Source organism: Bacillus sp. 7894-2, assembly GCF_002272225.1.
Classification (GTDB): domain Bacteria; phylum Bacillota; class Bacilli; order Bacillales; family Cytobacillaceae; genus Cytobacillus.
In genome coordinates this window covers 43,526-67,542 of record NZ_NPDG01000123.1, presented here as the reverse complement: position 1 = coordinate 67,542, position 24,017 = coordinate 43,526, and the positions used below count along the sequence as shown (strand labels likewise).

The window sequence follows — 24,017 nt, the reverse complement described above, 5'->3', positions numbered from 1 at the left end:
TTTTGTCTTTTCGAAAAAGACTAATGATTTAAACGTTGACGTTTCTGTTTTGTTTAGTTTTCAAAGAACTAATGTGCTAACTTCTTTCGAAGTGACAACGATATTCATCTTATCATCTTCCGTTATGGAAGTCAACAGCTTTTTTTGCTTTTCCTTTAAGATATTCAAAAAAATTAAGAGCTTTTTCCCATCGCCACTTAGCAATTACCTCTTAGCGACAAAAACTATCTTACAATAGTTTAAAACCCAAAGTCAATACTTTATATAAAAAAATTGCATACGCCATAATTTTTCTCAAAACCATGCGCATGCATCTTTTCGTCTTTAGAGAATATACCTCTTCGTCCATTCTTCAATCACGTCCAGCATTTCAGTGCTCAGCGGCTTTGAAAGACTTCTTTTATAAATGGACTTCAGCTTTAGCATAGAAGTTTCCTCTTCCTGATCTCTAAGAAGATGGTTCATATTTGGGACATTATAGCTCTCAGCTGGGCCATTCACTTTTTCAGCAAAAAGATGGACATGCTCAGGATCTACTTGAATATCTTTATTACCGGTAATAGCAAGAACAGGACATGTAATTGCAGTCAAATCTTCTTCCATATTATATTGAAAGTGCTCCCTTGCCCATTTTGCATTGATCTTTGTAAATCCTTTTTTCATTACTGCCTCTTCTGATTCCATCATTTCATCGAAAATTTTCTTTTGTTTGGAAGCAGCCGTTTTATGAACCTTTAAGGCACGAAGAATAACTCCATTAAATCCTTTCATCTCTTTAACTTCCTCTTCCAGCAGTTTTACTTGGAGCTCAGATGCGTTCCTGACATTTGCCGCGTGACCGGCAAGGAGGATAATACCCGCAACTTCTGCCTTCTTATTAATAGGGGGAATTAATGTACATCCTTCACTGTGACCCAGCAGAAATATTCTTTCAGGGTCTATTTCCGGCAGATCGCGAGCCGCCTTCACAGCTTCAATCCCATCGTTAACTAAATCCCACATGCCTGTTTGATAAAAATCACCTCCGCTCACACCGGCTCCCCGTTTGTCATATCTAAGAACCCCCACCCCAAGGGATGCAAAAAACTCAGCAAGCATCTTATAAGCATTCATCTGCATAACCTTCGCATTGCCATCCCGGTCAACAGGGCCTGAACCATGAATTATAATAATAAGAGGAAGCTTTCCTTCGGTCTCCTTCGGAAGACTCACTGTTCCCTTTATTTTTACATCTGTATTAAATTCGACCTCAAGTTCTTTCATTAAATGAACCCCCAATAAATGACTTTACTCATGAGACGCTTATTAATAAATATCGTTCAGTTTTTTTATTATTTTTTTAAGGCAATACTAAGAGCAATTCTTATTCGTATTAGAAAGGGCTGAATTTATGCCAAGGAAAGCAGCATCGGCAGACAGCGGGGAAGAGACCAAGAAGGATACTGAAGCACCTCCAAATACCCCTATCAAAAAAAGTGAGGATGAAATCAGCAAGCTAAATAGGATGTTAGCATCTGTTTTAAATTATCTTTCGGATGATGAGGTAGAAGAAATCGATATTGAGTATCTGCTTGCAAATACGGAGGGACTGCGAGATTGGTGGGAGCAATACAGAGAAAGTAATAAGAAGCAAATCGAGGAAGAAATCAAGAAGTCACTTGGCTCTTTATCGCTTGAGGAGCTCGAGACTATCCGCGAACAAATAAAGAGTAGATAGCTTTACCATTAAAAAGGACTCGTTTGCCTAAAGCATACGAGTCCTAATTTTTTATTGTTCCACAAGCTCTCCGCCTGTTAACTCAATATGTCCTTCTCCCCAGTTGCACATCGCATCCAGGATCGGTCGAAGTGACCATCCGTAATCTGTTAGTGAATATACAACCTTAGGGGGCACCTGATCATAAACAGTGCGGTTTACAACTCCATCTGCTTCAAGTTCGCGAAGCTGCTGTGTCAGCATTTTTTGCGTAATTCCAGGCATAAGGCGTTTAAGCTCGCTGGTTCGCTTTTCACCTTTAATTAAATGACACATGATTACAACTTTCCACTTCCCGCCAATCACATCTAAAGTAGCTTCTACCGGAATATTGTAAGCCAACTTCCTTCCCCCTCTGTTTACAGGCACTTAAAAGTACCTACATTACTTTAAAGTACCTACTATTCATTTCGAATCATGCCATCCATAATAGCATAAGGAAGCATAAAACAAAATGGTGAAATTGACCACAGGGTACTTTTTTGTGCCTGCATTACTTTAAAGTACGTACTGTTCACCATGTTTGACATGCTCCATACTATCTCTCATAGATTGCATGGCCAAGGCGCCTGTCTATGCTTTCTTAACTGCTATTACTTTAATAAGGATTCATTGCTGATGAATTCAATTACAATAAATAGACAAAAAGAAAAAGGTAGCACTCCAGCCCTTTTTGCACTCGCAATCAGTGCATTCGGCATAGGGACCACAGAGTTTGTGCCTGTAGGCCTTTTATCTACCATATCAGGTGATTTGGGAATTTCCATTACATTGGCCGGCTTATTGATTTCCGGTTATGCCATGGGAGTTGCTATTGGTGCACCTGTACTAACTGCTTTGACCAGTAAAATGAACAGAAAGTCTTTGCTTATGTCATTAATGGTTTTATTTATCATCGGAAATTCTGTCGCAGCCATGTCTTCAACTTTTGCCCTTTTGCTGGCTGCGCGTTTTATAACAGCTTTTTCACACGGAATCTTTTTCTCAATTGGCTCGACCATTGCGGCTGATTTAGTCCCTGAAAATAAACGAGCCAGTGCGATAGCCTTTATGTTTACCGGCTTGACTGTCGCAACTGTGACAGGTGTACCGCTCGGAACGTTTATTGGACAGATATTTGGCTGGAGAGCCACCTTCTGGGGAGTGGCTCTGCTGGGGATAATTGGGATTATCGCCAGCGCCATACTAATTCCAGCAAATCTTAAGCAAGCACCAGCTTCCAAGTTTAGTGAACAGCTGAAAATTTTAACCAGCGGACAGCTGCTTTTAGCATTTAGCATTACTGCACTCGGATACGGAGGAACATTTGTAGCTTTTACCTATCTGACACCCCTTCTCGAAGATGTAACAGGGTTTAGCGCAAAATGGGTCAGCATTATTCTGCTTGCTTACGGAGTGGCCGTAGCTATTGGCAATGTTCTTGGCGGAAAAGCTTCTGACAAAGATCCATTAAATGCGTTAGTTTGGATGTTTACTCTGCAAGCCATTATATTGGGTCTTCTCACTTTTGCAGCACCTTTTAAAACCCTTGGGCTCATTGCTATTTTTCTAATGGGCTTATTTGCTTTCATGAATGTGCCAGGCCTTCAAATTTTAGTGGTGAACCTGGCTGAGAAATATGTTCCTTCAGCTGTCAATGTGGCTTCCGCATTAAATATCGCAGCTTTCAATATCGGGATTGCGATCGGCTCATTTGCCGGGGGAATGATTGTCGACTCTATCGGCTTAATTCACACACCGTGGATTGGCGGAGTAATGGTGTTTGGGGCCGTAATTCTGACGGGATGGCTAAAAGAACTTGAGAAACAAACTAACTAATTATTAAGGAGTACCTTTAGAATGAGACCCTGAAGGTCCTTGCTGATAAATATGGAAAATCCATTGCACAAATTGTTCTGAGGTGGCACCTGCAAAACAAAACGGCATTATCGTCATCCCTAAGTTAACAAAATCTCATCGAATCGAAGAAAATGCAGATTTATTTGACTTTGAACTATCTAAGCAAGACATGGAATTGATCGATTCCTTAAATGAAGATTTACGTGTGTGACCAGATCCCGATAATTTTGATTTCTAATATATCGAGACGAGGAGTAGCAGGCTCCTCGTCTTTTCTTATTAATATACATAATCAGGTTACTAAATAAAACAGCCCCTAATGAACAAGATAAAAAGAAACAAACTAAGTCGTTTGAAAAAGAGCCAGAGAGACAAAGGGGGTTCCTGCACAATGATTTTTCTTATTTACCTCGTGATCAATATGTCAGTATTGTTTCTTTTTATTAAACTAAAGAAACATCTGCATATTTTGGAAGTCCTTGTCTATTGGATGGTGAGCTCTTATTTTTTTCAAAATTTCTCAGCCCTATGCTATATGAACTTCAAAACTCTCGTCATTCCGGAACAGCTGAGCTATGAATTCGCCCATTTCCTTAATCGTATTTTGCTTTTCCCTGCATTGATGGTCCTTTCTTTGAACTATTTACTTATCCTGATAACATACAAGAGCAGATTCCTCATAATTATCTTTTTTATATTGATCTTAGGCGGGTTTGAATGGATTGGGCATACAACGGGAGTGCTTATTCATGTCCATTGGAGAATTTGGTGGTCATTTACTTTTTGGCTGGTGTCAATCCTGACGTTATTCGGCTTTATGAAGTTTTTCCGCAAAATCCTGTATAGAGGGGATTAGACTTTATGAATGTAACATTTGATTGGAATGAATGGTTCTTTATTATATCTTCCTCAATTGCCATACTCTTATTTCTGCCTATCCGAAAGTATTTTCCACCCGTTTTAGTAACGGTCATATGGATTTATAACCTTTCATTGGTTGCAACCATTGATTACTTTCTTCTGGCCACGCCTTTTCAGATGTATGTATTTGGTGACAACCCTACTTATGAACTATCGGGAGCTCTCTTTCATTTTTTCATGTACCCTTGCGCCGCTTTGCTGTTTTTATTTGGCTATGACCGCTGGGAGCTATATGGCAAGAAGTCTATTTGGTACATACTGGGCTGGAGTGCATTTTCCCTATTCTTCGAATGGCTTACTGTTAAAAATCATGCATTGATCTATACAGGATGGAAGCTGGTCTATTCAATCCCGGTTTATCCGGCAGCAGCAGTCATGCTCATTATTTTGTTTCGCTTTGTGAAAAAGAGGCTTATGGATCCGGAGCTTGAAGGTTCTTCCAAAATAAATTGAAAAAAGCAGGGACTCCCCCTGCTTTTTCAATTTATTTAATAGTTTTCAAAAGAGGCAAAGTAATCTCTATTAAAGTACCTTCACTAATCTTGCTTTTATATACGATGCTGCCATGATGCTGCTTAATGATCTTATGGCAAATCATAAGTCCAAGACCTGTCCCTTTTTCTTTTAATGTATAAAAAGGTTCACCCAGTCTCGGCAGAAATTCGTCAGGTATTCCGCACCCCTGGTCCTGGAATGAGACAATACATTCCCCGTCATTATTATTCTTGAGGGAAATCTCAATCTCCCCCCCGTTATCCATAGCTTCCATGGCGTTTTTTAAGATGTTCAAAAAAACCTGTTTGATTTGATTTTTTTCGCATGATATCAAAACATCACTATCTGCCAAATTCAGCTTGAACTGGATACCGTTCATATTTGCCTGCGGAGATAATAACTCGACTGTATTCTCAATAATATCCGTTAACTTAGCTGTGTCCATTTGGATGGCCTGCGGTTTTCCAAGCGATAGCATTTCTGTGGTGATATTTTCAATGCGCTCCAGTTCGCTTAGCAGCAGTTCATTAATTTGGCTATTGCCGCTCTTATAAAGCTGCAGAAACCCTTTGATGGTTGTAAGCGGGTTTCTGATTTCATGGGCAACCCCGGCTGCAAGCTCCCCGACAATCGATAATTTCTCAGACTGCAATAGAAATTCCTCTGCTTTTTTCCGCTCTGAAATATCCCTGCTAATCATGACGACATGCTCGATTACACCATTTTCACCTTCAACCGGCATACAAAGTGATTCAAATTCGATCCAATGGCCTTCTCTATGTTTTAGGCGGAACTCCATAGCCATTCTCTCATTATTCTCGAATATCCTTTGCATGCCTGCCTGAAATTTTTCCGCTTCATCAGGATGAAGAACAATATCTACCTCCATCTTTTGCAGTACTGGCACTTCATATCCTAAAACGAACTCATGAGACGGAGATAGATAACTCAAACTGCGATCCCTGTCCATGACAGCGATAAGGTCTGATGTGTTTTCAGCGATTAACCGGTACTTAGACTCACTTTCTTCCAGTGTCTTTTCCATCCGTTTTTTTTCTGTGATGATTCGAATCAGCCTTTCATAGGATTCAATCAGCAAACTCCCAACAATGACACCAAGCCCCACAAACAGAAGATATTGCAGATGAAAAATCGGGCTGTCTCTAAAAACGTTAAAAATGATCGGTACCGTTATTATATAAATGATACAATACACACCATATAATATAGCCGTTTTTCTAACTGACTTATGGTGCTGGGTATATCTATGTATGATAGTAAAAGCAATCAAAATAAGCAGCAGCCCTATTACGGCAGGCAGCCAGTTCTCACTGACTGCAAGCCTTGTGACAAGAGCAATTATTGCTGTAATAAGACCTGCTCCCGGCCCCAAATAAGAAAACACCAAAATCAGAATGGCATATCGAATATCATAGGAATAACCCTGCTCGTTAAAAGATAAACCCACAAGAATGACAGAAATAATTCCTGCGTATATGCCGCCCAAAAGGTGCAGGTCCCTAAGCGGTTTATGACTGATAAACGAGCGGAGAATTAAAGGCACACTGACCAGTAATGAAAAAATGGAGAGATTGACAATGTAGTCTAATAGTATCAAGGAGGTTCCCACCTATATTGAGAAATTCTTAATATTCTTTCTTTATCATAAACCAGAGGTGATGACCTTTCCACTACTATTTTAGGACTCGTATTTTAGCACCCGCATAAGAAAATGTAAAAAAGGCCAATCCAGGGAAGGAAAGGCCTTTTTTCGCTATACTTTCTTCACAAATTCCGACTTCAGCTTCATGGCGCCAAAACCGTCGATTTTACAGTCAATATCATGATCTCCGTCCACAAGGCGAATATTTTTCACCTTGGTTCCAATCTTAATAACAGAAGAGGAGCCTTTTACTTTAAGATCTTTAATGACGGATACGGTATCTCCATCACTTAGTACATTTCCGTTAGAATCCTTTATCACCTTTTCGTCCTCAAGACTGTTGATTTCAGATTCCGCTGTCCACTCATGTGCACACACAGGACAAACTAAGAGCACCCCATCCTCGTACGTATACTCTGAACTGCATTTTGGGCAATTAGGCAAACTAGACATTTCGTTTTCCTCCATTGTTTAGCATTTTTTTACGTTTAGCCATGAATACGAATACCATGATTGCTGTTAAAATAACGAATGCTATTACATTATATAAGAAATATCTTCATTTACCCAGATGAACTAAATTGTTCCAAAATTCAATAAACACCCCTCGCTCAATGAACGAAATTCATAGGTCTCCAATTCATATAACCTGATTGTAATTCAATCCTTTCTCTCTTTTCAATCAAACGTTTGATTGAACTATTTTTACTGCCATATCGATTTTTTTCAGTCAAAGAGGGAATAATAAGTTAATGTGAACCAGCGATCCCTCTAACTTACGCTTAAACAAATTCTCAATTATAAACTTAAATCTCACATTAGTTGAGATTGGTTCAGGCAAAAAAAGGGTAATCAAGGCAGGAAAGAGTTATACTGTTGTTAACGGAATCAAAGTTGCTTTTAAAGCTCCATTACGAACTAAACCCACCTTTTAAAAAAGCGGAATTTATATTGTCTTCTAATCCTGGCAGTTAATCCAGCCGAAAAGGGACAAAGTTAACAGCTTTTCCCTTGACAAAAAAAACAACGTATATGATAATTATTACCGAATTAGAATTATTATTAAATAGTTCGCTATTTAATTAATAATCATATCACTCAACCATTTTAAGGAGGAATTTTATCATGGCATTAATCGGTTCAGAAGTACTACCATTCGCAGCAAAAGCTTACCATAACGGTGATTTCATCGATGTTACTGAAGAAAACTTCAAAGGAAAGTGGAGCGTAGTTTGCTTCTACCCTGCAGACTTCACATTTGTATGCCCTACTGAATTAGAAGACCTTCAAAATGAGTATGCAACTTTAAAAGATATGGGTGCAGAAGTTTATTCTGTATCAACTGATACTCACTTTACTCATAAAGCATGGCACGACAACTCAGAAACAATCAACAAGATTGAATACGTTATGATTGGTGACCCTAACCAAAAAATTTCCCGCAACTTCGAAGTTCTGAACGAAGAAGATGGACTGGCAGAACGCGGAACATTCATCATCGATCCGGATGGCATCATCCAAACTGTTGAAATCAACGCTGGCGGAATTGGCCGTGACGCAAGCCAGGTTGTAAGCAAGCTTAAAGCAGCTCAATATGTACGCAACAACCCAGGTGAAGTTTGCCCGGCTAAGTGGAAAGAAGGATCTGAAACACTTAAGCCAAGCCTTGATCTAGTAGGTAAAATCTAAGGAGCACGATAATCATGTTACTTGATGCAGATATAAAAGCACAATTAGCTCAATATCTTCAGATGATGGAGGGCGACATCCTTCTAAAAGTCAGCGCTGGATCAGACAAAGTATCCAGCGACATGCTGGCTTTAGCAGATGAGCTGGCCAATATGTCCTCCCACATTAAAGTTGAGCGTACTGAATTACAAAGGACGCCAAGCTTTAGTGTAAATCGTCCAGGTGAAGATACTGGCATTACCTTTGCAGGCATTCCTCTTGGACATGAATTTACTTCCTTAGTGCTTGCACTGCTTCAAGTCAGCGGAAGAGCACCTAAGGTTGACCAGAAAGTCATCGACCAGGTGAAGAAGATTGAGGGCGAATATCGTTTTGAAACTTATGTCAGCTTAAGCTGCCACAACTGCCCTGATGTAGTACAGGCTCTTAACGTCATGAGTGTTCTAAACCCTAATATTTCTCACACAATGATTGATGGTGCTGCTTACAAAGAAGAAGTAGATGCTAAAGAAATCATGGCAGTGCCGACAGTTCTATTAAATGGCGAATCATTCGGCAGCGGCCGTATGTCCCTAGAAGAAATTCTGGCGAAAATGGGAACAGGCCCTGACGCATCAGAATTTGCAGATAAGGGTCCTTATGATGTGCTGGTTATTGGCGGCGGTCCTGCTGGATCCAGTGCTGCCATCTATGCAGCACGCAAAGGCATTCGTACCGGCATCGTTGCTGAACGCTTTGGCGGCCAGGTCATGGATACTTTAGGCATCGAAAACTTTATCAGTGTAAAGCACACAGAAGGACCTAAGCTTGTTGCAAGCCTTGAAGAACACGTAAAAGATTATGGCATCGATGTCATGAATCTGCAGCGTGCCAAGAGACTTGAAAAGAAGGACCTTGTTGAAATCGAACTTGAAAACGGTGCTGTTTTGAAAAGTAGATCAGTCATCCTTTCAACTGGTGCACGCTGGAGAAACGTCAACGTGCCAGGCGAAGCAGAGTTCAAAAACAAAGGGGTCGCTTACTGCCCTCACTGTGATGGACCATTATTTGAAGGCAAAGATGTAGCTGTCATCGGCGGAGGCAACTCCGGTGTTGAAGCAGCGATTGACCTTGCAGGAATTGTTAACCATGTAACGGTTATCGAATTCAATCCTGAATTGAAAGCAGATGCCGTTCTGCAGGAACGCCTGAACAGCCTTCCTAACGTAACGGTTATTACAAATGCGCAGACAACTGAAATTACCGGAACTGACAAAGTAAACGGTATTTCATACATGGATCGTGAGACAGAACAAACACATCATGTTGAACTGCAAGGTGTGTTCGTCCAAATCGGCCTGGTTCCTAACACAGATTGGTTAGGCGACCAGATCGAGCGTACCCGCTTCGGCGAAATCGTTGTAGACAAGCGCGGTGCCACAAACATCCCTGGTGTATTTGCTGCAGGAGACTGTACAGACAGTGCCTACAAGCAAATCATTATCTCCATGGGATCCGGTGCTACTGCAGCTCTTGGTGCGTTTGACTACTTGATCCGCAATTAATTTTCAACCTAAAACCGCTTACTGCATTTGGCAGGAGCGGTTTTTTTATTTCGTTATTTACTTTCCATTGCCACTGCCTTAGAAAACAACTTTCACTTATTTTAATCAAGCGTTTGATAAAAAAAAAGAAGCACAGACATAGCCTGTGCATCACCATTTTTATCAATGTACCAATATACCTTCTTTGTACTTCTTCTCAAGCGTTGGCCAATACTCCTTGTTGGCTTCGATAAGATCATCCAGTATCTTTTTCGCCACAATGGCAGATGGAATAGTCTTATTAAGCGTGAATGCCTGCAAGGCTTTTTCATAAGATCCTTCTGTTATGGCCTCCACTAGAATTTTCTCTGATGCCAATTGCTGTTCGATCATGGCTTTGTGGAAGGACGGAATTTCTCCGACATACTCAGGAACAGGTCCCTTATTGGTAATTAGGGCAGGCACTTCAATCATGGCATCTGCAGGCAGGTTAGGAATGGTTCCATTGTTTTCTACCATTACGAGATAGCGTTTTGCCAGATTCTGTGCAATGGAAACAGTGACATCAACAATAAAGATTCCGTGTACACCAACATGGAATGCATCGTCCAGGATGCCAGTCTCCTCAAACTTGCTGACCGTTTCAAATAATGATTTTTCTCTGCCAGCCATAACCTCATTTGCACGGGTATACTCTTTGTTTGAGTTCTCCACAATATAATCCGGCAGCAGGTAATACTGCAGATAAGGGTTCGGAATGTAATCCGGGAAGAAATCCATTATCGGCTTGATGTTCTTAAATGTCTTAATCCAGGATGAATCGGCATGACGATAGTCGATTTTAGAAATGTCCTCTGTCAGCAGACCCCATTTGCTGATATGCTCACGAAGCTCAGGAAGACGGTCAACTCCATCCACTTCAACTTTTGTAAACCAGCCGAAGTGGTTTAAACCAAAGTAATCTACCACAAGGTCTTCTCTTTCAACTCCAAGTATCCCCGCCATGTTGCGCATTGTTGCCACCGGCATGTCGCAGATGTTAATGACCTTAGCATTGGGACGCAGTTTGCGAACCCCTTCGGCTACAATGGAGGCAGGATTTGAATAGTTCACAATCCAGCATGATTCCTTCGCATATTTCTCTACAAAATCAATCAGCTCAACCATTGGAAAAATTGTTCTTAAACCATATGCCAGTCCGCCTGGCCCACATGTTTCCTGGCCGACCACATTGTGTGACAGAGGGATTTTTTCATCCAATTCCCTCATGGCATATTTGCCGACACGCATTTGTGCAAATACAAAGTCTGCATCTTCAAATGCTGTTTCCGGGTCGGTTGTCTCGGTAATTTTAATAGAATCTGTATACTCTGCAATAACCGCTTTGGCTGCAACTACTACCTTCGATTGACGTTCTCCATCAATATCGTAAAATCTGATTTCAGATAACGGTAAATCTTCTAATCTATCCAATAAGCTTCTCACAATACCTGGTGTATACGTGCTTCCGCCGCCAGCAATCGCCAGTTTATACGTTTTCATAGTTAAGTCCTCCCAGTTTTTGATCGACTTGATCCCGAACAGATTTTACATTTAGTCCATATACAACCTGAACATTGTTGCCTGACTTGATGACACCTTTTGAACCGGTTTCCTTTAACATCTGTTCATCCACTGCACTTGGATCCTTTAAAACAAGTCTCAATCTTGTATAACAGTTATCAACATTTTCGATATTTCCGCTTCCGCCAAGTGCCGTTACAATGGTCTCTCCAATAGGAGATCCTGCTGAGGCATTTCCTTTTGCCTGAATGTCTGCCTGCTGAACCTCTCCTTCTGTCCCTTCTTCACGGCCAGGTGTCTTAAGGTTGAATTTTAAAATCAGGAATCTGAAGATGATAAAGTATGCTCCAAACATGATCAATCCTACGACAATGAACATCGGCCAATTAGACTTCTCCGTGCCAAGCGGCAAGTTATAGAGAAGGAAGTCAATGACACCATTGGCACCGATGGCATGAACACCAAAGATGTTTAAGAGCATCATTCCTGCACCGGCCAGAACGGCATGGATAAAGAACAGGATTGGAGCGGTAAATAGGAACGCAAATTCAATCGGCTCCGTTACCCCAAGCAGGAAAGAAGTGACCGCTGCAGGCAGCAGAATCGCTTTTGCCATTGCTTTTTTATTTTTATCAGCTGTAACGTACATGGCTAAAGCTGCGCCAATTAAACCGAACATCTTTGCCAGGCCGCGTGCATCCCAGTTCACTGTGCTGCTTAATACAGCCACACTTGGGTCAGCCATTTCCGCAAAGTAAATATTTCTTGCACCATGGACGACTTCGCCTGCTACCGTTGCCGTTCCGCCTAATTCTGTATATAAGAACGGTGTATATACGAGGTGATGAAGTCCTGTCGGAATCAGGATTCTTTCCATAAAACCATAGATAAGGAAACCAAAGTCTCCTAAGCTTCGAATACCATTAGCCAGTGCCGTAATACCATTCTGGACAATCGGCCAAAACTCTGCTGCAAGCGCTCCTAAAATCATTGCACTTGGTATTGCCAAAATGGCGACAAAGCGGTGACCTGAATAGATGGAAAGAACGCCTTTAAATTCTGTATCGCAATATTTATTATGAAGAACACCAACTAAAGCTCCGATTAAAATACCTGCAAAAACACCCATTTCCAGAACTTGAACATTCAATACCATTGCCTGTCCGGAAATCTGCATTTCTTCTGCTGAAACTAAACGCTCTGAAAGATTCAGAACCTGATGCATCGCATTAATAAAAATGACAAAGGTTACTAATCCTGTTAAAGCTGCATAACCTTTATCCTTCTTTGCCAAGCCGATCGGAATGCCGACCGCAAAGATCAGGGCGAGATTCTGAAGTATGGAAACTGCCGAAGAAGAGATAAACTTCCCGACATTTTGGATCATCGGATTTTCAAGAAGCGGGACGTATTGAGCCAGATTCCCGTTACCAAAAACATTTCCAAAAGCAATGAAAAGTCCAATGATTGGTAATATTAAGATCGGGGCAAACAAGGATTTTCCAAATAGCTGGAGACCATTCACCACTTGTTTCATAGTTGTCTTCCTTTCTAAGTAAAAGTAAACGCTATCATTCCATGTCCACAGTATAGCTTGGAATCTAAGCTGCAGGAATGGGAATGGCGGATTCTGTACAATGTCACTAAATAAAGTAATATGTTACATGGTCTAATATTCTTGGATAATCCCTTTTTTAATAGCCAGAATCAGGATTATATCAATGAGCATAAACATATTCGACTCAAATGAGGTAATCTCAAATTCACGCTGGGATTCGATGGTCGGATCAAGAATAGTAAACACAATATCAGCCAATTTCGCCGTTGTGCTTTTATCATTTCCTGTGAACAAAACTGTCTTTAAGCCCTTTTCCTTTGCAATCTGGACTTTTTCAATCACCTTGCTTGTCTCCCCGGATCGCGAAAAGACAATCATCAGCCGATACTTCTGGATATTATTAAAGAAAATCGCCCGGCTGTCGCTAGTCGATGTATTTGAAACGTAATATCCGAAAAGCTCCAATTTCTTAGCAAGATAATTAGAGAACAGAGTGGAGAAGCCTGCTCCGTAAAAATAAATCATCTTATGCTTTTCAATTTCATTTAAAAACTCCTGGATGCTCTCCTCATCTATGTAATCGAATGTTGTGCTGATATTTTTTATAAATTCGTTAATGCCTGCTTCCATTGGAAGATGGATCTCTTCTACTGATCCAGCATCGGAACTATGGACTTTCTTCACTTTAAGGCCAAGATTATATACAAACTCACTATATCCGCTAAACCCGAGCTTTTTACACAAACGAATGATGGACGTAGTTGAAACAAACAGTTCATCTGCTGCTTTACGAATACTTAATTGCTGGTCTTCTATTCTGCTTTCGATCAAAAAGGAGAGTATCTCTTTCTCTGACTGATTCAACTCTTTATCAATTGTGTAATCTAAAAAGATCTTCTCTGTATTATCCATTGGTTCACCTCTTTCTTATTATGGACGGGTGGATTTATTTAAGCCTTTTCTATTATAAATGAGACAACTAAAAATTTTACTGTTTTACAGCAAAAAAGGGATACCGCATTAACGCAGCTCCCCCTCTACCTTTAATTCACCGCCATCCTCCCCAGCGGCCCATTTTCATCAATAATATCCTGCAGATCATAAACGGATATCGGAAACATTGGGAATCCATAGGCGTATGACGTGATTTCATATAGCTGGAAATAGACAATAAGCGCTTTGTCTGCAATGTAAAAATCCTGGTCTGGCCTGATTGCAGTAAAATCAACCAGGAGCGGAATGTCTCTTTCTTTGATTTGTACAGCAATCAAGTCTGAAATCCGTTTGACATAATCGCTTCCCGGCTTGAATAAATCCTTAAGTGCCGCCTGCTTCCCGTTCTGAAGATCAAACGTCAGTGATTTTATAACTGTCATTCCATGAGCAGCATGATAATGATACACATAGTTGTTCAAAGACAAACTCAGCACATCACGCTGATTATTTTTAATCTCATAATATCCATACAAATCCACAACGGTTGTATCCATATTGCCTGTCTGTTCGTTAATAAGCTGCTGGTTTTCCCTGATAATGGTATTATTTATTAATTGCTGCAGCTGCTTATTCGGCATGCCTGATACACGGGGATAATATACGACTTTAGTGGGCCCGGTGCTGATTGTCATCGTTTTGATGCCTACCGGAAAATTGATTGCCACGGCTATCCATCCTTTTTGGGTTTTTAACACATCCTATTCATCGGATAGGTGTTTAGGTGCATAACAGGAAATGGAAGTTTCAATGTTATATAATGATTAGGATATATAAGAGACAGGAGCACACGTAATGAATCAAAAGCAAACCAGCCTTAAACCCTTCATTTCACTTATTCTATCAACAAAAATCCCAAAGACTGCGCTTATCATTGGTTTAACAGCGAGCATTTTAACCACCCTGACCGGGCTGGTGGTTCCGCTGCTGACCAAAAATCTGGTGGACGGTTTTTCGGTTGAATCTTTAAGTGTTCCGCTCATCATCGGAATTGGGGCAGCCTTTATCGTCCAGGCCATCATAAGCGGGATCTCCATCTACCTGCTCAGCTATGTCGGTCAAAAAGTGGTGGCACGGCTTCGGGACCGAATGTGGATGAAGCTCATAAGGCTGCCGGTCCGTTATTTTGATCAGCAATCCAGCGGCCAGACTGTCAGCCGTGTAGTAAATGACACCAGCATTGTCAGGGAGCTGATTACCAATCACTTTCCGCAATTTATTACCGGTATTATCAGTATTATCGGTGCAATCATTATCCTGCTTGTGATGGACTGGAAAATGACCCTGCTGATGCTCACATCTGTTCCTATTACACTGGCCATTATGATTCCGCTTGGCAGAAAGATGGCAAAAATATCACGTGGCCTTCAAGATGAAACGGCCATTTTCACCGGAAACATTACCCAGACACTCGGTGAAATCCGTTTAATGAAGTCCTCAACTGCAGAACAAAATGAAGAAGAAAAAGGATTGGATGGCATCGACAAGCTGCTTGGCTATGGTCTGCGGGAAGCCCGCATTTTTGCCATGATTGGCCCGACGATGTATCTGATCATGATGGTGGTCATCGTCATGATTATCGCCTATGGAGGCATGCGTGTGGCCAGCGGAACGATGTCAACGGGTTCTCTTGTAGCCTTTTTGCTGTATTTGTTCCAGATTATTATGCCGATCACTTCATTTGCGATGTTTTTTACACAGCTGCAAAAAGCAAAAGGCGCAACAGAACGGATCATAGAAATCTTAGAAGAGCCTTTGGAGGATGGACAGGACGGAATCGAGATGGATATCAGCAGCAAGCCGATTACAATCCAAAACGTTTCTTTTTCCTATAGTGCAGAAGAAAGTGTCCTGGAAAATATCTCATTGGAAGCTCAGCCAGGCCAGATGATTGCATTAGCAGGTCCAAGCGGAAGCGGCAAAACCACCCTGTTTGGATTGCTTGAACGTTTTTACGAGCCTTCTGCAGGCGAGATTAAAATTGGCCATACACCCATCCAGCAGATATCGCTTAAGTCCTGGCGCAGTCAAATCGGCTATGTTTCACAGGAAAGCGCTATGATGGCAGGCACGATCCGCGAGAATTTATGCTATGGACTGGAAAAACCCGAAAACATTTCAGATGAGAAATTATGGGAAGTTACCAAAATGGCATATGCAGATCAATTCATTGCCGATTTTCCGAAAGGACTTGATACAGAAGTTGGTGAGCGGGGTGTGAAGCTTTCCGGAGGACAAAGGCAGAGGATTGCCATTGCGCGCGCATTCCTTCGCGACCCTAAAATATTGATGATGGACGAAGCAACCGCAAGCCTCGACAGTCAATCGGAAGGCATCGTCCAGCAGGCGCTTACCCGCTTAATGGAAGGCCGGACAACTTTCGTCATCGCCCACCGTCTTTCAACAATTGTCGATGCGGATCAAATTGTCTTTATTGAAAAAGGCAGTGTCACTGGAATTGGCACACATTATGAATTAACACGAACTCATGAGCTATACAGGGAATTTGCCGAGCAGCAGCTTGCATAAGAATTGGCCAGTCAGCAGACTGGCCTTTTTGTTGCAAATCTTAATTCCAGCTCTCTCTAAAACTAGTAATAGTGATAAAATGTGACAAATTATCCATACAATTATGAAATTAAATTCCTTATAATGGGATTAAGGTCTATTAAGGTTACACCTGCCAAAAAAGGAGGTTGTCGACTATGCCATTAGATCATACGAAAAACATGCTTGAAACGTTAAAGTACTATAGCGATTGCCAAATCACCCAAACGTTTACAAAAGATCAATCACAGATTCTAGTGGTCCGTTATATAAAAGAATCTCATTCATTTGAGGTTACTTATACGGGAACTTCACAGAAAAGGACGTATCCTTCCATTGATTCTGCCGCGGTTGCGATTGAACAGGCAATCGGCAGTCATTGATTCCTCACATGTCTCCCATATCAAAAAAACGCAGCCAGTACTCTCTATCCCGTACCAATACTGCGTCCATTTCCTTTCAATCAAACGTTTGATTGATTTTTTTCTGCTTACAATTGTCCATTTACCTTGCTCCTTCCACCTGAAGAACCTTCTTAATCTCCCTGCTGTCTTTTGCCAGTATGCTTTTCACATTTGGCCCGAACCATTCCAATGAAGCGTCCATTTCCAACATTTCAGCAGTCTCTCTTAGAAACAGACGATAGTCCACCGCTCCTTCAAACAGTGAAACCATGCCTTCCCTGCTGCCTGCTGCTGCATACACATTATTAGGGGCAAAGACGCCAAGCTTGCTTCGTGATTCAATATTTTTGAAATGGAAATGCGAAACATAGGGCTGCAGCTGCTTAAGAGCAAATAGAGGGTCCACTCCTGATTCCCATATGTGCAGAACATCAAAATTAACCCTTAGTGCCGGATGATCCGTTTCTTCGAGAAGCTGAAGTGCAGAAGATGGATTATCTGTAAGAGTATTCGGATGGGTCTCGACCAACAGCTGCATTCCCTCGGCTTCAGCCATTTTACAGAGCATCTTCATGCGCGAAACAAGTTCAATCCGCTCTAATCTGCTGATATCCGCACTGCCTTTGTTCCCTGCAAATGTCCGTATTTTGTCCGTTCCCCAGCGATGCGCAAGTGAACATAGGGCGTTCATTTCAGCCATTAGTGCAGGAAGGGGGGCATCCAGGGGCAAATAGTCGCTCAGCATACTTGTCTCCAGATCATATGAGCTCAGCCACTCACTTCCATAATGAATATCTTCCGCCAGATTTTTGGCATGGACTCCCCATAGTTCAATCCCTTGGAACCCATTATTCTGGGCCCAGTGGGCAATTTGGTCAATCGATTGGAGATGATGCCGGAATGAGATGGTGCAAAGAGAGAGTTTCATAGGATGGCCTCCTTCATGTTTTGAGATTGCTGCAGTTCAGACCAAGCCTCAAAGCTCTCCTGCAGCCCCCTTTTTATTTTAAATTCCAGGATATTCTGTTCTTCCAGCTTTGCAGTAATTTCGTCCACTAACCGCCTGTTTCCAGTCATAGCGAGCTTCATGGCCCGGTATTGGATGGCTGTATACCCTTTCACAAGTTTTTCGATTTCATCACACCAGGCTTCAAATCCTTCTTCATCATAGCCAAGCGATTCCCAGAAAAACGCAAAAGCATGTTCATAGGCATACTTCCGTATGGCGAGAACAGGCAACTCCCTTAAAGCCTGTGTCAGCCCTGACAGAGGAAACTTTTCTTCTCCAGCAGCATGAAGCTCGATAATCTTTGCAACAGCATCTGTCATTGGATTGCAGTCATGCTTGATGCATGTGTTAAAATACGCTTCAACCGTTTCGGCAGTTGGCATAATAATGTCTGATGCATCAAAGAAATAGCCGCCTTCAGCTGAAGGATCCTCAATGGCAGCCAGGATCCGGTCTTTAGCTAGCACTCCTTCCCAGCGGAAGTCCGGATCATACATAAACCATTCCTCTTCGTTCTCCGTCTTTTCCAGCATCACGTAATGAGGAAAAGGGCTTTGATGAAATTTATTTTCCCGCTCAGGAAGCTTTGACAAATCGAGCATCACCATGACATATTCATGGGGCTTCTTGTTTTCCAGCAAACTCATCATTTCCTTCATATTTTCCTGCTTGCTTTGCTTTTCGTCGTACCATTTATGCAGCTTGATGCCATAAAGCATTTCATACCACTGGTGAAAAAAATTATGGTCGATCCGTTTGGAATGATACGTTAACACTCCATTTTCCAGCACATCGAAATCGGCATCCCATACTCCGAAATAATAAGGACGATGGTCAGCGCCTTCTGTCTTTTTGACCGCTTCGCACACACAGCTTACAAAACAATGCACTTTAATCATAAGGAGCCCTCCGCTGCAGCCGGATCCTGCTTTCGCTCCAGAAAATCAGCCAGGCTTCCTATCGTCCGAAAATCTTTTTGCACAAGCATTTCATCTGGAATATCAAACCCCATGTCTACTTCCAAATGAAGGATCAGCTGCAGAATCATAATGGAATCCATATACAAATCTTCATTTAAGCGTGCATCTTCATGAAAAGCCTTCATAGAAGGAAGCTCTAATTGATCTTGTAAAATGTCATGGATTACCTGTACGATTTCTTGTCTTGTCATGCCAGCACTCCTTCCCCCAGCCTTTTCCGGCTGACCTTTCCATTCGGCAGTTTTTCGATTTCCTCTACTTTCTTAAATTCCAGCGGAACCTGGTAGGGGGCGAGATAATCCCTGCACCATTCTCTCAGTTCCTCTTCCTCAATGAATTCGGAGCAGACATACTGCGCACAGACTCTCTCTCCTGAAAGCGGATGAACTTTTTTATAAACAACTGCCTCTATAATTCTCGGCTCTCCCATCAAAACGTCTTCCACCTCCTGCGGATAAACGTTCAAGCCTGCCACATTGATGGTGTCATCCATTCTGGCCAGAAATGACAGAACACCATTTTCTATATAGCCAATATCTTTTGTATATATTGTCTTTTCAGAATCATGAATGAGAATTTCACCAGGATTTTGAATGCTTCCGGCCTCCACTTTGACGTGCGGAAGCGGATAGCCCATTTCACGCGTGTCGCACACATCCGGATGAATGGCCACACATCCCGCTTCAGAACAGCCATATTGCTGAAGCACTCGGTTTGAAACCTTCTTTAATGCTTCCATCCAGCCGGCAGGCATGAGCGTGCCTGATGTCATGACAGCATCCAACCGCTGCCCATCCCTTATTAACAGCGTTAAAGTATGCAGCAGTGCAGGAGCCCCGTAAAGAATATGCTTAGGATGTTCCTTCAGCTTTTTCAGCACATATTTAGGGTTCATATTTGTCAGAATGACCGGTTCTGCCCCGCGCCTTATGCACGCCAATACACCGCAAATTAAACCATAGGAATGGGTTGTCGGGCAGGCAACAACTGAAGCAGTCTGATTATCAGCCGGCAAAACAGAGACATAGCTTTCAAGCTCGTTTTCAATGGATTCCCATGTGCGTTCAATGCACTTCGGATCCCCAGTCGTACCCGAACTCATTTGCACCAGAACGCCTTCCTTCTCATTTATCTGCTGTGACAAGTGGATCGGCAGGTGGATATTTTCATAAAGCAGGAAATGGCTTCCCGCCTTTTTTGCCATCCTGATGGCACCTTCTTTCGGGACGGAAGGATGGAGGGGGACAATGGATCCTCCTCTACTGCGTACAAATAAACAGAGTGCAAGCCATTGAAAAGCATCCGGCATACAAACAGCCAACCTCTTATTTTGGCAATCTTTTAAATGAGTTATATTTTCAAATACCGTATATTGTCTTTCAAGATCATCCAGCGTATAGTACTGATCATTTACAAAAAACATTTCAATTCTCCTTTGGGTTCTATGCTAAAGAGTTCGTGACAAGATGGCGGAAACCGCTAGCCTCTTCTTTTTGGACCTTCCTTTTCAGCAGCGATTCGGCATAAACCATAGGGGCTGTATGCTGCAGAAGGTAATTTCGGAAAATCAATTCTGGATAGCAGCTCATGTGCCCGGCAAGCGTCTCTCCAGCCAGCCTCCAAAATTTTCTCTCACTGTAGCCGTACTGCTCTTCAAGCGCAAAAGACAGTTCTGTTAAATGAAAAACAAACAATGTATCCATGACAAGCTCTCTTAGTGCTTCAATGGAAGTCATCCAATAAAACTCATCTTCCCCGCCTTTTTTAAACTGCTTATGAATCTCTCCAAAGTCAGGAATCCGGCTGGGTTCAGCCAAAAAATCATGATGATACTCTGTGCTGTCATGGAAATCCCTCAAAACAACACGGGTTGGCCAGCCGTTTTTATGAAGGAGGATCATGTTCTGGGCATGTGCCTCCACGGCTATTCCATGAGCGGCGAGCAAGTGCCAGACCGGCACCACACTTACTTCTATCAGCATTTTTAACCAGTTTTCTATTCCATAGTGCACAAGCCAGTCATTTATAAATAGGGAACCGTCCCTCTCCATTAATGGAAGTGCTGTAAAAGGTACAGCCTCCTCATCCTCTTCCATGTGGAGACGAACGCTTTCCCGCCAAATAGCTCCCAGTTTTGCCTCTGTTTTTTCCTCAATAGGCTGATGGGCAATCCCTGCATACTCCTTCAAAACAATCAAGGAAGCTTCTTCCTTTAAAAATGGATCAGCTTCCACCGTGTCAGCTATCCATTTGGAAATATGGGGAGCAGCACAGATGGCGTGAGTGTCTAAGGTTCTTAGCGATGAGGTATTCACCAAATTCATGGATAGTTTTATGTGAGCCTTCTTTGGATTCGTTACGTTCCAAAGCGTTCGGACCGACTGGGTTGCACGATAAGAATCCCCGCTGCTTTTTAGGAGAATGACATCCCCTTGCTCCAATTCATCTTTAATATGCTTTACCTGCCATGGATGTATTGGCAGAAAGGTGTATTCTTCAAAAGTTTTTCCCAGCTCATGCAGCTCGGTCAGAAGTTGTCCTAGCATGAGAGGACCCAGCTCCTTCTCCCAGAATTCCTTCTCACCCTCGGGGAGAGCCATTCGGCTATGCTCGCGTCTCACCGCAGCCCATTGCAGTGTAAAAGATTGGCCTGCTTCCGGACCGAATGCAGCATGGTCTTCAAGAGAGAATCCAGTCCTTGCCTTAAAACAAGGATGATAGGGATGCCCTTCCCAAACTTCAGACTCCAGCTCCTCATAACTGAATGTTCTCCTTGAAAGAGACGGTATGAGATTTATTTCATTCCATTCACTCAGCTGAATGGTTTGCTGCAGCTCGTGAATAAGCTTGTTTCTTTTTTCCGGGTCGGGTACAAGGTCCTCTGCCAGCTCCTCTATGCTTGTTGACGTACGGGAACCATCGCTTTGCACGGAACAGATGCTGTCCTCCTTTAGCCGCACACGGTCAAACGCAGCAACCCTTCCCTCACAGCAGTAAGTCCGCTGATTTCCGAAAACGGTGAAGCTCAATAAAGGTTCTTCCGGCTGATTTGCTGTTATTTCATAATCCATCAGCCCTTCAAAAAGAACGGCCTCCAGTAATTGTCGGATGACTCTTCTTTCAACTTTCTTAGATGGCAGCGGATGCAGCTTCTGCATAGTTCTCCTCCTTCTTCACAATGGCAAAAGGATTTGGGATATAGGTGTAAACGGCTTGTTCGTTCTTCGCCAGCAGTTCATCCACATCATGGAAACGGGTCAGCAGGTTGGCTTTATAGGCAAGCTTCTCTGAGTGCAGGATATGACCGATGAATGCTTTCCCCTGTCCAGACAGCTCTTTTTCAAGTATGCAAAGCTTTTTCCAGCACCATTCGATCAAACGATCTTCACTGACGAGACCGTCCTGCCCAAATCGGAAAATCACTGAAAAGAGCTGATTCATGAACAGGTAATAGGTAAAGCGTTCCTGAATGAGGTCATCCTCATAAAATAGTTCCGGGCAATCTGCCAATGACGGCAGCAGTTTGCATAGATTTCCTCTATAAGAGTTTGATAGATAGTAGCCTTGATTATCACGATAATAATAAGCTTCCGGGTATCCCGATGATAAATCCAGAACGCTGTTTTGCTGATGTGCCTCAAGGGCAAGCCCATGATCATCATATAATCGGATCAGAGACTCAATTGAGCATCTCCAGTATTTTTCGAACCAGTCCATACTGATTTCCTGCGGATCTCTTCTCTCTGTTTGTGCCAGCCTTTCAATTGTCCGCTGCAGTCTTGAGCATTCATCCGGCAGCGGATCCTGAACCAATGCCGCGATGGAACTAATACCCTTATCCGCTCCTTCTGGAAAAGGGTTGGACCGAATAATGACCTCGAACCCTGACTCTTTATGGCCTGGCAATTCAGCTGTTATATAGGCCGGATCATTAATCATCCGAAATGACGGATATTTTTCCGTAAAGCGAAGCTTATCCATTAGTTCCGTCATAGCGGTACCTGCCTTTAGTTCATGCAGGCGGTTCGTCCTTAATGAGTTCGTAATTTTTACCGGAACAGAAAATTTGAACATCCATTCATTTTCCGGGCTGTAAACCGTTCTGATGGAAGAGGTAGCTGAATAATAGGCTCCCATTGGGCCAAGATCTTTTATTAGATTTTTTTCAACCGCCTCTCTGACATGATTCTGCTGAAGCAGCCATTGAGCCTGAAGAGGGTGCATCGGAATGAGGCAGCTGTTATGCGGGACAGTAAAATGCGGAATCGATTTCTTTAATGAATGGAGTATGATTTCGCTTGCGCTATTCCGGTTAGCTGAAGCTTCCCTGACTAACTCCCGGTCTACTTGAAAATAGTGAAGCTGAAAACGGCCCTTTAACTCCGGTGCATACTGCGGATGCTGCCATCCAGCCATTCCCTGCCTGCTCTTCGGTGTAGGGTGAAGCCAGTGTCCAAACAAAAGTGACTGCTCGGCTTCAATGAAAGTGATCTCTTCGGAATACAGGCTATTTTCGTCATTCATTCTTTCTTCAATATACAAAGCCATTGTCTGATAGCTCTCAATCAGCCTGAGCACCAGCTCATCAAAATGGGATGCAAGCTCATGGCAGCCATTTGATTTAGCCATTAAATGCAGTTCGTGGATAAAAGCAATCATCATCGGAAGCCGGTCCTGCTGTATCCATTCCCGTCTTTGACTGCAATATTTAAAGGCATCGCCGATCAAATGCCTTCCAGTTAGTGATTGGTAAATCACTTCCACTGCAAATGCTGCAGACTGACCTGGAAGTTCTATCTCCACTACTGATTCGCCTGATAGAGTCATAGATGGCCGCTGCTCCTGCACCCATTCCTCCCTATCCATCCAATGTCCGCCATCTACTTCTCTTAAGTAACTATTTATAAAAGCTTGAAACGTTGCATTTTCTGCAATTTGTTTGGCTGAATGATGCATAATTCCATCCTTTCACCGAGTCTTTAGACCTAGTAATTGATAACCATTCTCAATAATGGTTAAAAAATTTGATTCCTTCCCATGAAAGAAATCAATGTAATGGAAGAGACAGGGACATGCG

The 24,017-nt window shown here is 42.4% G+C and carries 22 protein-coding genes and 1 pseudogene; 9 read left to right on the top strand and 14 right to left on the bottom strand.

Translation table 11 applies throughout. The features are described 5' to 3' along the window. Positions 1-324: 324 nt before the first annotated feature. The gene (locus tag CHI10_RS17730; RefSeq protein WP_095245533.1) at positions 325-1,263 is read right to left on the bottom strand and encodes an alpha/beta hydrolase; all 939 of its coding nucleotides are present in this window, start codon (positions 1,261-1,263) and stop codon (positions 325-327) included. Between the two features lie 127 nt (positions 1,264-1,390). Between CHI10_RS17730 and CHI10_RS17725 the strand changes: the two genes are divergently transcribed. Continuing rightward, positions 1,391-1,717, top strand: coding sequence for a hypothetical protein (locus tag CHI10_RS17725; protein WP_095245532.1), 327 nt, complete (start codon positions 1,391-1,393; stop codon positions 1,715-1,717). 51 nt (positions 1,718-1,768) lie between these two features. On the opposite strand, the gene CHI10_RS17720 is transcribed toward CHI10_RS17725, so the two are convergent. Beyond that, a complete protein-coding gene (locus CHI10_RS17720) occupies positions 1,769-2,098 on the bottom strand; it encodes a winged helix-turn-helix transcriptional regulator (protein ID WP_095245531.1) in 330 nt (109 codons plus the stop codon). Between the two features lie 276 nt (positions 2,099-2,374). On the opposite strand from CHI10_RS17720, the gene CHI10_RS17715 reads away from it, so the two are divergent. The 4 genes and pseudogenes from CHI10_RS17715 to CHI10_RS17700 all read left to right on the top strand — a co-directional run bounded on the left by CHI10_RS17715 (position 2,375) and on the right by CHI10_RS17700 (position 4,969). Beyond that, positions 2,375-3,574 carry an MFS transporter gene (locus CHI10_RS17715; RefSeq protein WP_095245530.1) on the top strand — a complete coding sequence of 400 codons (1,200 nt, stop codon included), beginning with the start codon at positions 2,375-2,377 and terminating at the stop codon, positions 3,572-3,574. 20 nt (positions 3,575-3,594) lie between these two features. Further along, positions 3,595-3,806: pseudogene (locus CHI10_RS17710) on the top strand (aldo/keto reductase); the annotation flags it as partial. Positions 3,807-3,986: 180 nt separating this feature from the next. Then, positions 3,987-4,451 carry a hypothetical protein gene (locus CHI10_RS17705; protein WP_095245529.1) on the top strand — a complete coding sequence of 155 codons (465 nt, stop codon included), beginning with the start codon at positions 3,987-3,989 and terminating at the stop codon, positions 4,449-4,451. A 5-nt stretch (positions 4,452-4,456) separates the two neighbouring features. After that, a complete protein-coding gene (locus CHI10_RS17700) occupies positions 4,457-4,969 on the top strand; it encodes a hypothetical protein (protein WP_095245528.1) in 513 nt (170 codons plus the stop codon). A gap of 31 nt (positions 4,970-5,000) precedes the next feature. Here the strand turns inward: CHI10_RS17700 and CHI10_RS17695 are convergent, their stop codons facing one another. Together CHI10_RS17695 and CHI10_RS17690 are read right to left on the bottom strand one after the other, a co-directional pair. Continuing rightward, positions 5,001-6,629 (bottom strand): ATP-binding protein, encoded by a 1,629-nt coding sequence (locus tag CHI10_RS17695; RefSeq protein WP_095245527.1) that lies wholly within the window; start codon positions 6,627-6,629, stop codon positions 5,001-5,003. A 156-nt stretch (positions 6,630-6,785) separates the two neighbouring features. Beyond that, positions 6,786-7,127: a zinc ribbon domain-containing protein YjdM gene (locus CHI10_RS17690; protein WP_095245526.1), complete on the bottom strand. Its 342-nt coding sequence runs from the start codon at positions 7,125-7,127 to the stop codon at positions 6,786-6,788. Positions 7,128-7,799: 672 nt separating this feature from the next. Between CHI10_RS17690 and ahpC the strand changes: the two genes are divergently transcribed. Continuing rightward, on the top strand, positions 7,800-8,363 hold the full coding sequence (ahpC, locus tag CHI10_RS17685; RefSeq protein WP_095245525.1) for an alkyl hydroperoxide reductase subunit C: 564 nt from the start codon (positions 7,800-7,802) through the stop codon (positions 8,361-8,363). Positions 8,364-8,377: 14 nt separating this feature from the next. Further along, a complete protein-coding gene (gene ahpF, locus CHI10_RS17680) occupies positions 8,378-9,907 on the top strand; it encodes an alkyl hydroperoxide reductase subunit F (protein WP_095245524.1) in 1,530 nt (509 codons plus the stop codon). Positions 9,908-10,069: 162 nt separating this feature from the next. On the opposite strand, the gene CHI10_RS17675 is transcribed toward ahpF, so the two are convergent. The 4 genes from CHI10_RS17675 to CHI10_RS17660 form a co-directional block, all read right to left on the bottom strand. Beyond that, complete coding sequence (locus tag CHI10_RS17675) at positions 10,070-11,428, bottom strand: 6-phospho-alpha-glucosidase (RefSeq protein WP_095245523.1); 1,359 nt, start codon at positions 11,426-11,428, stop codon at positions 10,070-10,072. Further along, complete coding sequence (locus tag CHI10_RS17670; RefSeq protein ID WP_095245522.1) at positions 11,415-12,986, bottom strand: PTS transporter subunit EIIC; 1,572 nt, start codon at positions 12,984-12,986, stop codon at positions 11,415-11,417. The genes CHI10_RS17675 and CHI10_RS17670 overlap by 14 nt, the downstream gene beginning before the upstream one ends. A 132-nt stretch (positions 12,987-13,118) precedes the next feature. After that, positions 13,119-13,919: a MurR/RpiR family transcriptional regulator gene (locus CHI10_RS17665; protein WP_095245521.1), complete on the bottom strand. Its 801-nt coding sequence runs from the start codon at positions 13,917-13,919 to the stop codon at positions 13,119-13,121. Positions 13,920-14,050: 131 nt separating this feature from the next. Beyond that, positions 14,051-14,668, bottom strand: coding sequence for a DUF3298 and DUF4163 domain-containing protein (locus CHI10_RS17660; protein WP_179289076.1), 618 nt, complete (start codon positions 14,666-14,668; stop codon positions 14,051-14,053). Between the two features lie 127 nt (positions 14,669-14,795). Here CHI10_RS17660 and CHI10_RS17655 point away from each other — a divergent pair, with 127 nt between their 5' ends. Both CHI10_RS17655 and CHI10_RS17650 read left to right on the top strand, forming a co-directional pair. Beyond that, positions 14,796-16,529, top strand: a complete 1,734-nt coding sequence (locus CHI10_RS17655; protein WP_095245520.1) for an ABC transporter ATP-binding protein — start codon at positions 14,796-14,798, stop codon at positions 16,527-16,529. A 176-nt stretch (positions 16,530-16,705) separates the two neighbouring features. Further along, the gene (locus CHI10_RS17650) at positions 16,706-16,930 is read left to right on the top strand and encodes a hypothetical protein (RefSeq protein ID WP_035331657.1); all 225 of its coding nucleotides are present in this window, start codon (positions 16,706-16,708) and stop codon (positions 16,928-16,930) included. 121 nt (positions 16,931-17,051) lie between these two features. On the opposite strand, the gene CHI10_RS17645 is transcribed toward CHI10_RS17650, so the two are convergent. The 6 genes from CHI10_RS17645 to CHI10_RS17620 are packed head-to-tail and all read right to left on the bottom strand — an operon-like array spanning position 17,052 to position 23,896. Next, positions 17,052-17,879: a sugar phosphate isomerase/epimerase family protein gene (locus tag CHI10_RS17645; protein ID WP_095245519.1), complete on the bottom strand. Its 828-nt coding sequence runs from the start codon at positions 17,877-17,879 to the stop codon at positions 17,052-17,054. Then, positions 17,876-18,859 carry a DUF6005 family protein gene (locus CHI10_RS17640; protein WP_095245518.1) on the bottom strand — a complete coding sequence of 328 codons (984 nt, stop codon included), beginning with the start codon at positions 18,857-18,859 and terminating at the stop codon, positions 17,876-17,878. The genes CHI10_RS17645 and CHI10_RS17640 overlap by 4 nt, the downstream gene beginning before the upstream one ends. Beyond that, positions 18,856-19,131, bottom strand: a complete 276-nt coding sequence (gene asbD, locus CHI10_RS17635; protein WP_095245517.1) for a petrobactin biosynthesis protein AsbD — start codon at positions 19,129-19,131, stop codon at positions 18,856-18,858. Before asbD ends, CHI10_RS17640 begins: the two co-directional genes overlap by 4 nt. After that, on the bottom strand, positions 19,128-20,363 hold the full coding sequence (locus CHI10_RS17630; protein WP_095245516.1) for an AMP-binding protein: 1,236 nt from the start codon (positions 20,361-20,363) through the stop codon (positions 19,128-19,130). Before CHI10_RS17630 ends, asbD begins: the two co-directional genes overlap by 4 nt. Before the next feature lie 19 nt (positions 20,364-20,382). Further along, positions 20,383-22,098, bottom strand: a complete 1,716-nt coding sequence (locus tag CHI10_RS17625; RefSeq protein WP_095245515.1) for an IucA/IucC family protein — start codon at positions 22,096-22,098, stop codon at positions 20,383-20,385. After that, positions 22,070-23,896, bottom strand: coding sequence for an IucA/IucC family protein (locus CHI10_RS17620; protein ID WP_095245514.1), 1,827 nt, complete (start codon positions 23,894-23,896; stop codon positions 22,070-22,072). Before CHI10_RS17620 ends, CHI10_RS17625 begins: the two co-directional genes overlap by 29 nt. Positions 23,897-24,017 lie beyond the last annotated feature (121 nt).

Bases quoted from the DNA above. Each gene is read 5' to 3' on its own strand.
- CHI10_RS17730 (WP_095245533.1), bottom strand. From the start codon at position 1,263: ATGAAAGAACTTGAGGTCGAATTTAATACAGATGTAAAAATAAAGGGA.
- CHI10_RS17725 (WP_095245532.1), top strand. From the start codon at position 1,391: ATGCCAAGGAAAGCAGCATCGGCAGACAGCGGGGAAGAGACCAAGAAG.
- CHI10_RS17715 (WP_095245530.1), top strand. From the start codon at position 2,375: ATGAATTCAATTACAATAAATAGACAAAAAGAAAAAGGTAGCACTCCA.
- CHI10_RS17705 (WP_095245529.1), top strand. From the start codon at position 3,987: ATGATTTTTCTTATTTACCTCGTGATCAATATGTCAGTATTGTTTCTT.
- CHI10_RS17700 (WP_095245528.1), top strand. From the start codon at position 4,457: ATGAATGTAACATTTGATTGGAATGAATGGTTCTTTATTATATCTTCC.
- CHI10_RS17690 (WP_095245526.1), bottom strand. From the start codon at position 7,127: ATGTCTAGTTTGCCTAATTGCCCAAAATGCAGTTCAGAGTATACGTAC.
- ahpC (WP_095245525.1), top strand. From the start codon at position 7,800: ATGGCATTAATCGGTTCAGAAGTACTACCATTCGCAGCAAAAGCTTAC.
- ahpF (WP_095245524.1), top strand. From the start codon at position 8,378: ATGTTACTTGATGCAGATATAAAAGCACAATTAGCTCAATATCTTCAG.
- CHI10_RS17675 (WP_095245523.1), bottom strand. From the start codon at position 11,428: ATGAAAACGTATAAACTGGCGATTGCTGGCGGCGGAAGCACGTATACA.
- CHI10_RS17670 (WP_095245522.1), bottom strand. From the start codon at position 12,986: ATGAAACAAGTGGTGAATGGTCTCCAGCTATTTGGAAAATCCTTGTTT.
- CHI10_RS17665 (WP_095245521.1), bottom strand. From the start codon at position 13,919: ATGGATAATACAGAGAAGATCTTTTTAGATTACACAATTGATAAAGAG.
- CHI10_RS17655 (WP_095245520.1), top strand. From the start codon at position 14,796: ATGAATCAAAAGCAAACCAGCCTTAAACCCTTCATTTCACTTATTCTA.
- CHI10_RS17650 (WP_035331657.1), top strand. From the start codon at position 16,706: ATGCCATTAGATCATACGAAAAACATGCTTGAAACGTTAAAGTACTAT.
- CHI10_RS17645 (WP_095245519.1), bottom strand. From the start codon at position 17,879: ATGAAACTCTCTCTTTGCACCATCTCATTCCGGCATCATCTCCAATCG.
- CHI10_RS17640 (WP_095245518.1), bottom strand. From the start codon at position 18,859: ATGATTAAAGTGCATTGTTTTGTAAGCTGTGTGTGCGAAGCGGTCAAA.
- asbD (WP_095245517.1), bottom strand. From the start codon at position 19,131: ATGACAAGACAAGAAATCGTACAGGTAATCCATGACATTTTACAAGAT.
- CHI10_RS17630 (WP_095245516.1), bottom strand. From the start codon at position 20,363: ATGTTTTTTGTAAATGATCAGTACTATACGCTGGATGATCTTGAAAGA.
- CHI10_RS17625 (WP_095245515.1), bottom strand. From the start codon at position 22,098: ATGCAGAAGCTGCATCCGCTGCCATCTAAGAAAGTTGAAAGAAGAGTC.
- CHI10_RS17620 (WP_095245514.1), bottom strand. From the start codon at position 23,896: ATGCATCATTCAGCCAAACAAATTGCAGAAAATGCAACGTTTCAAGCT.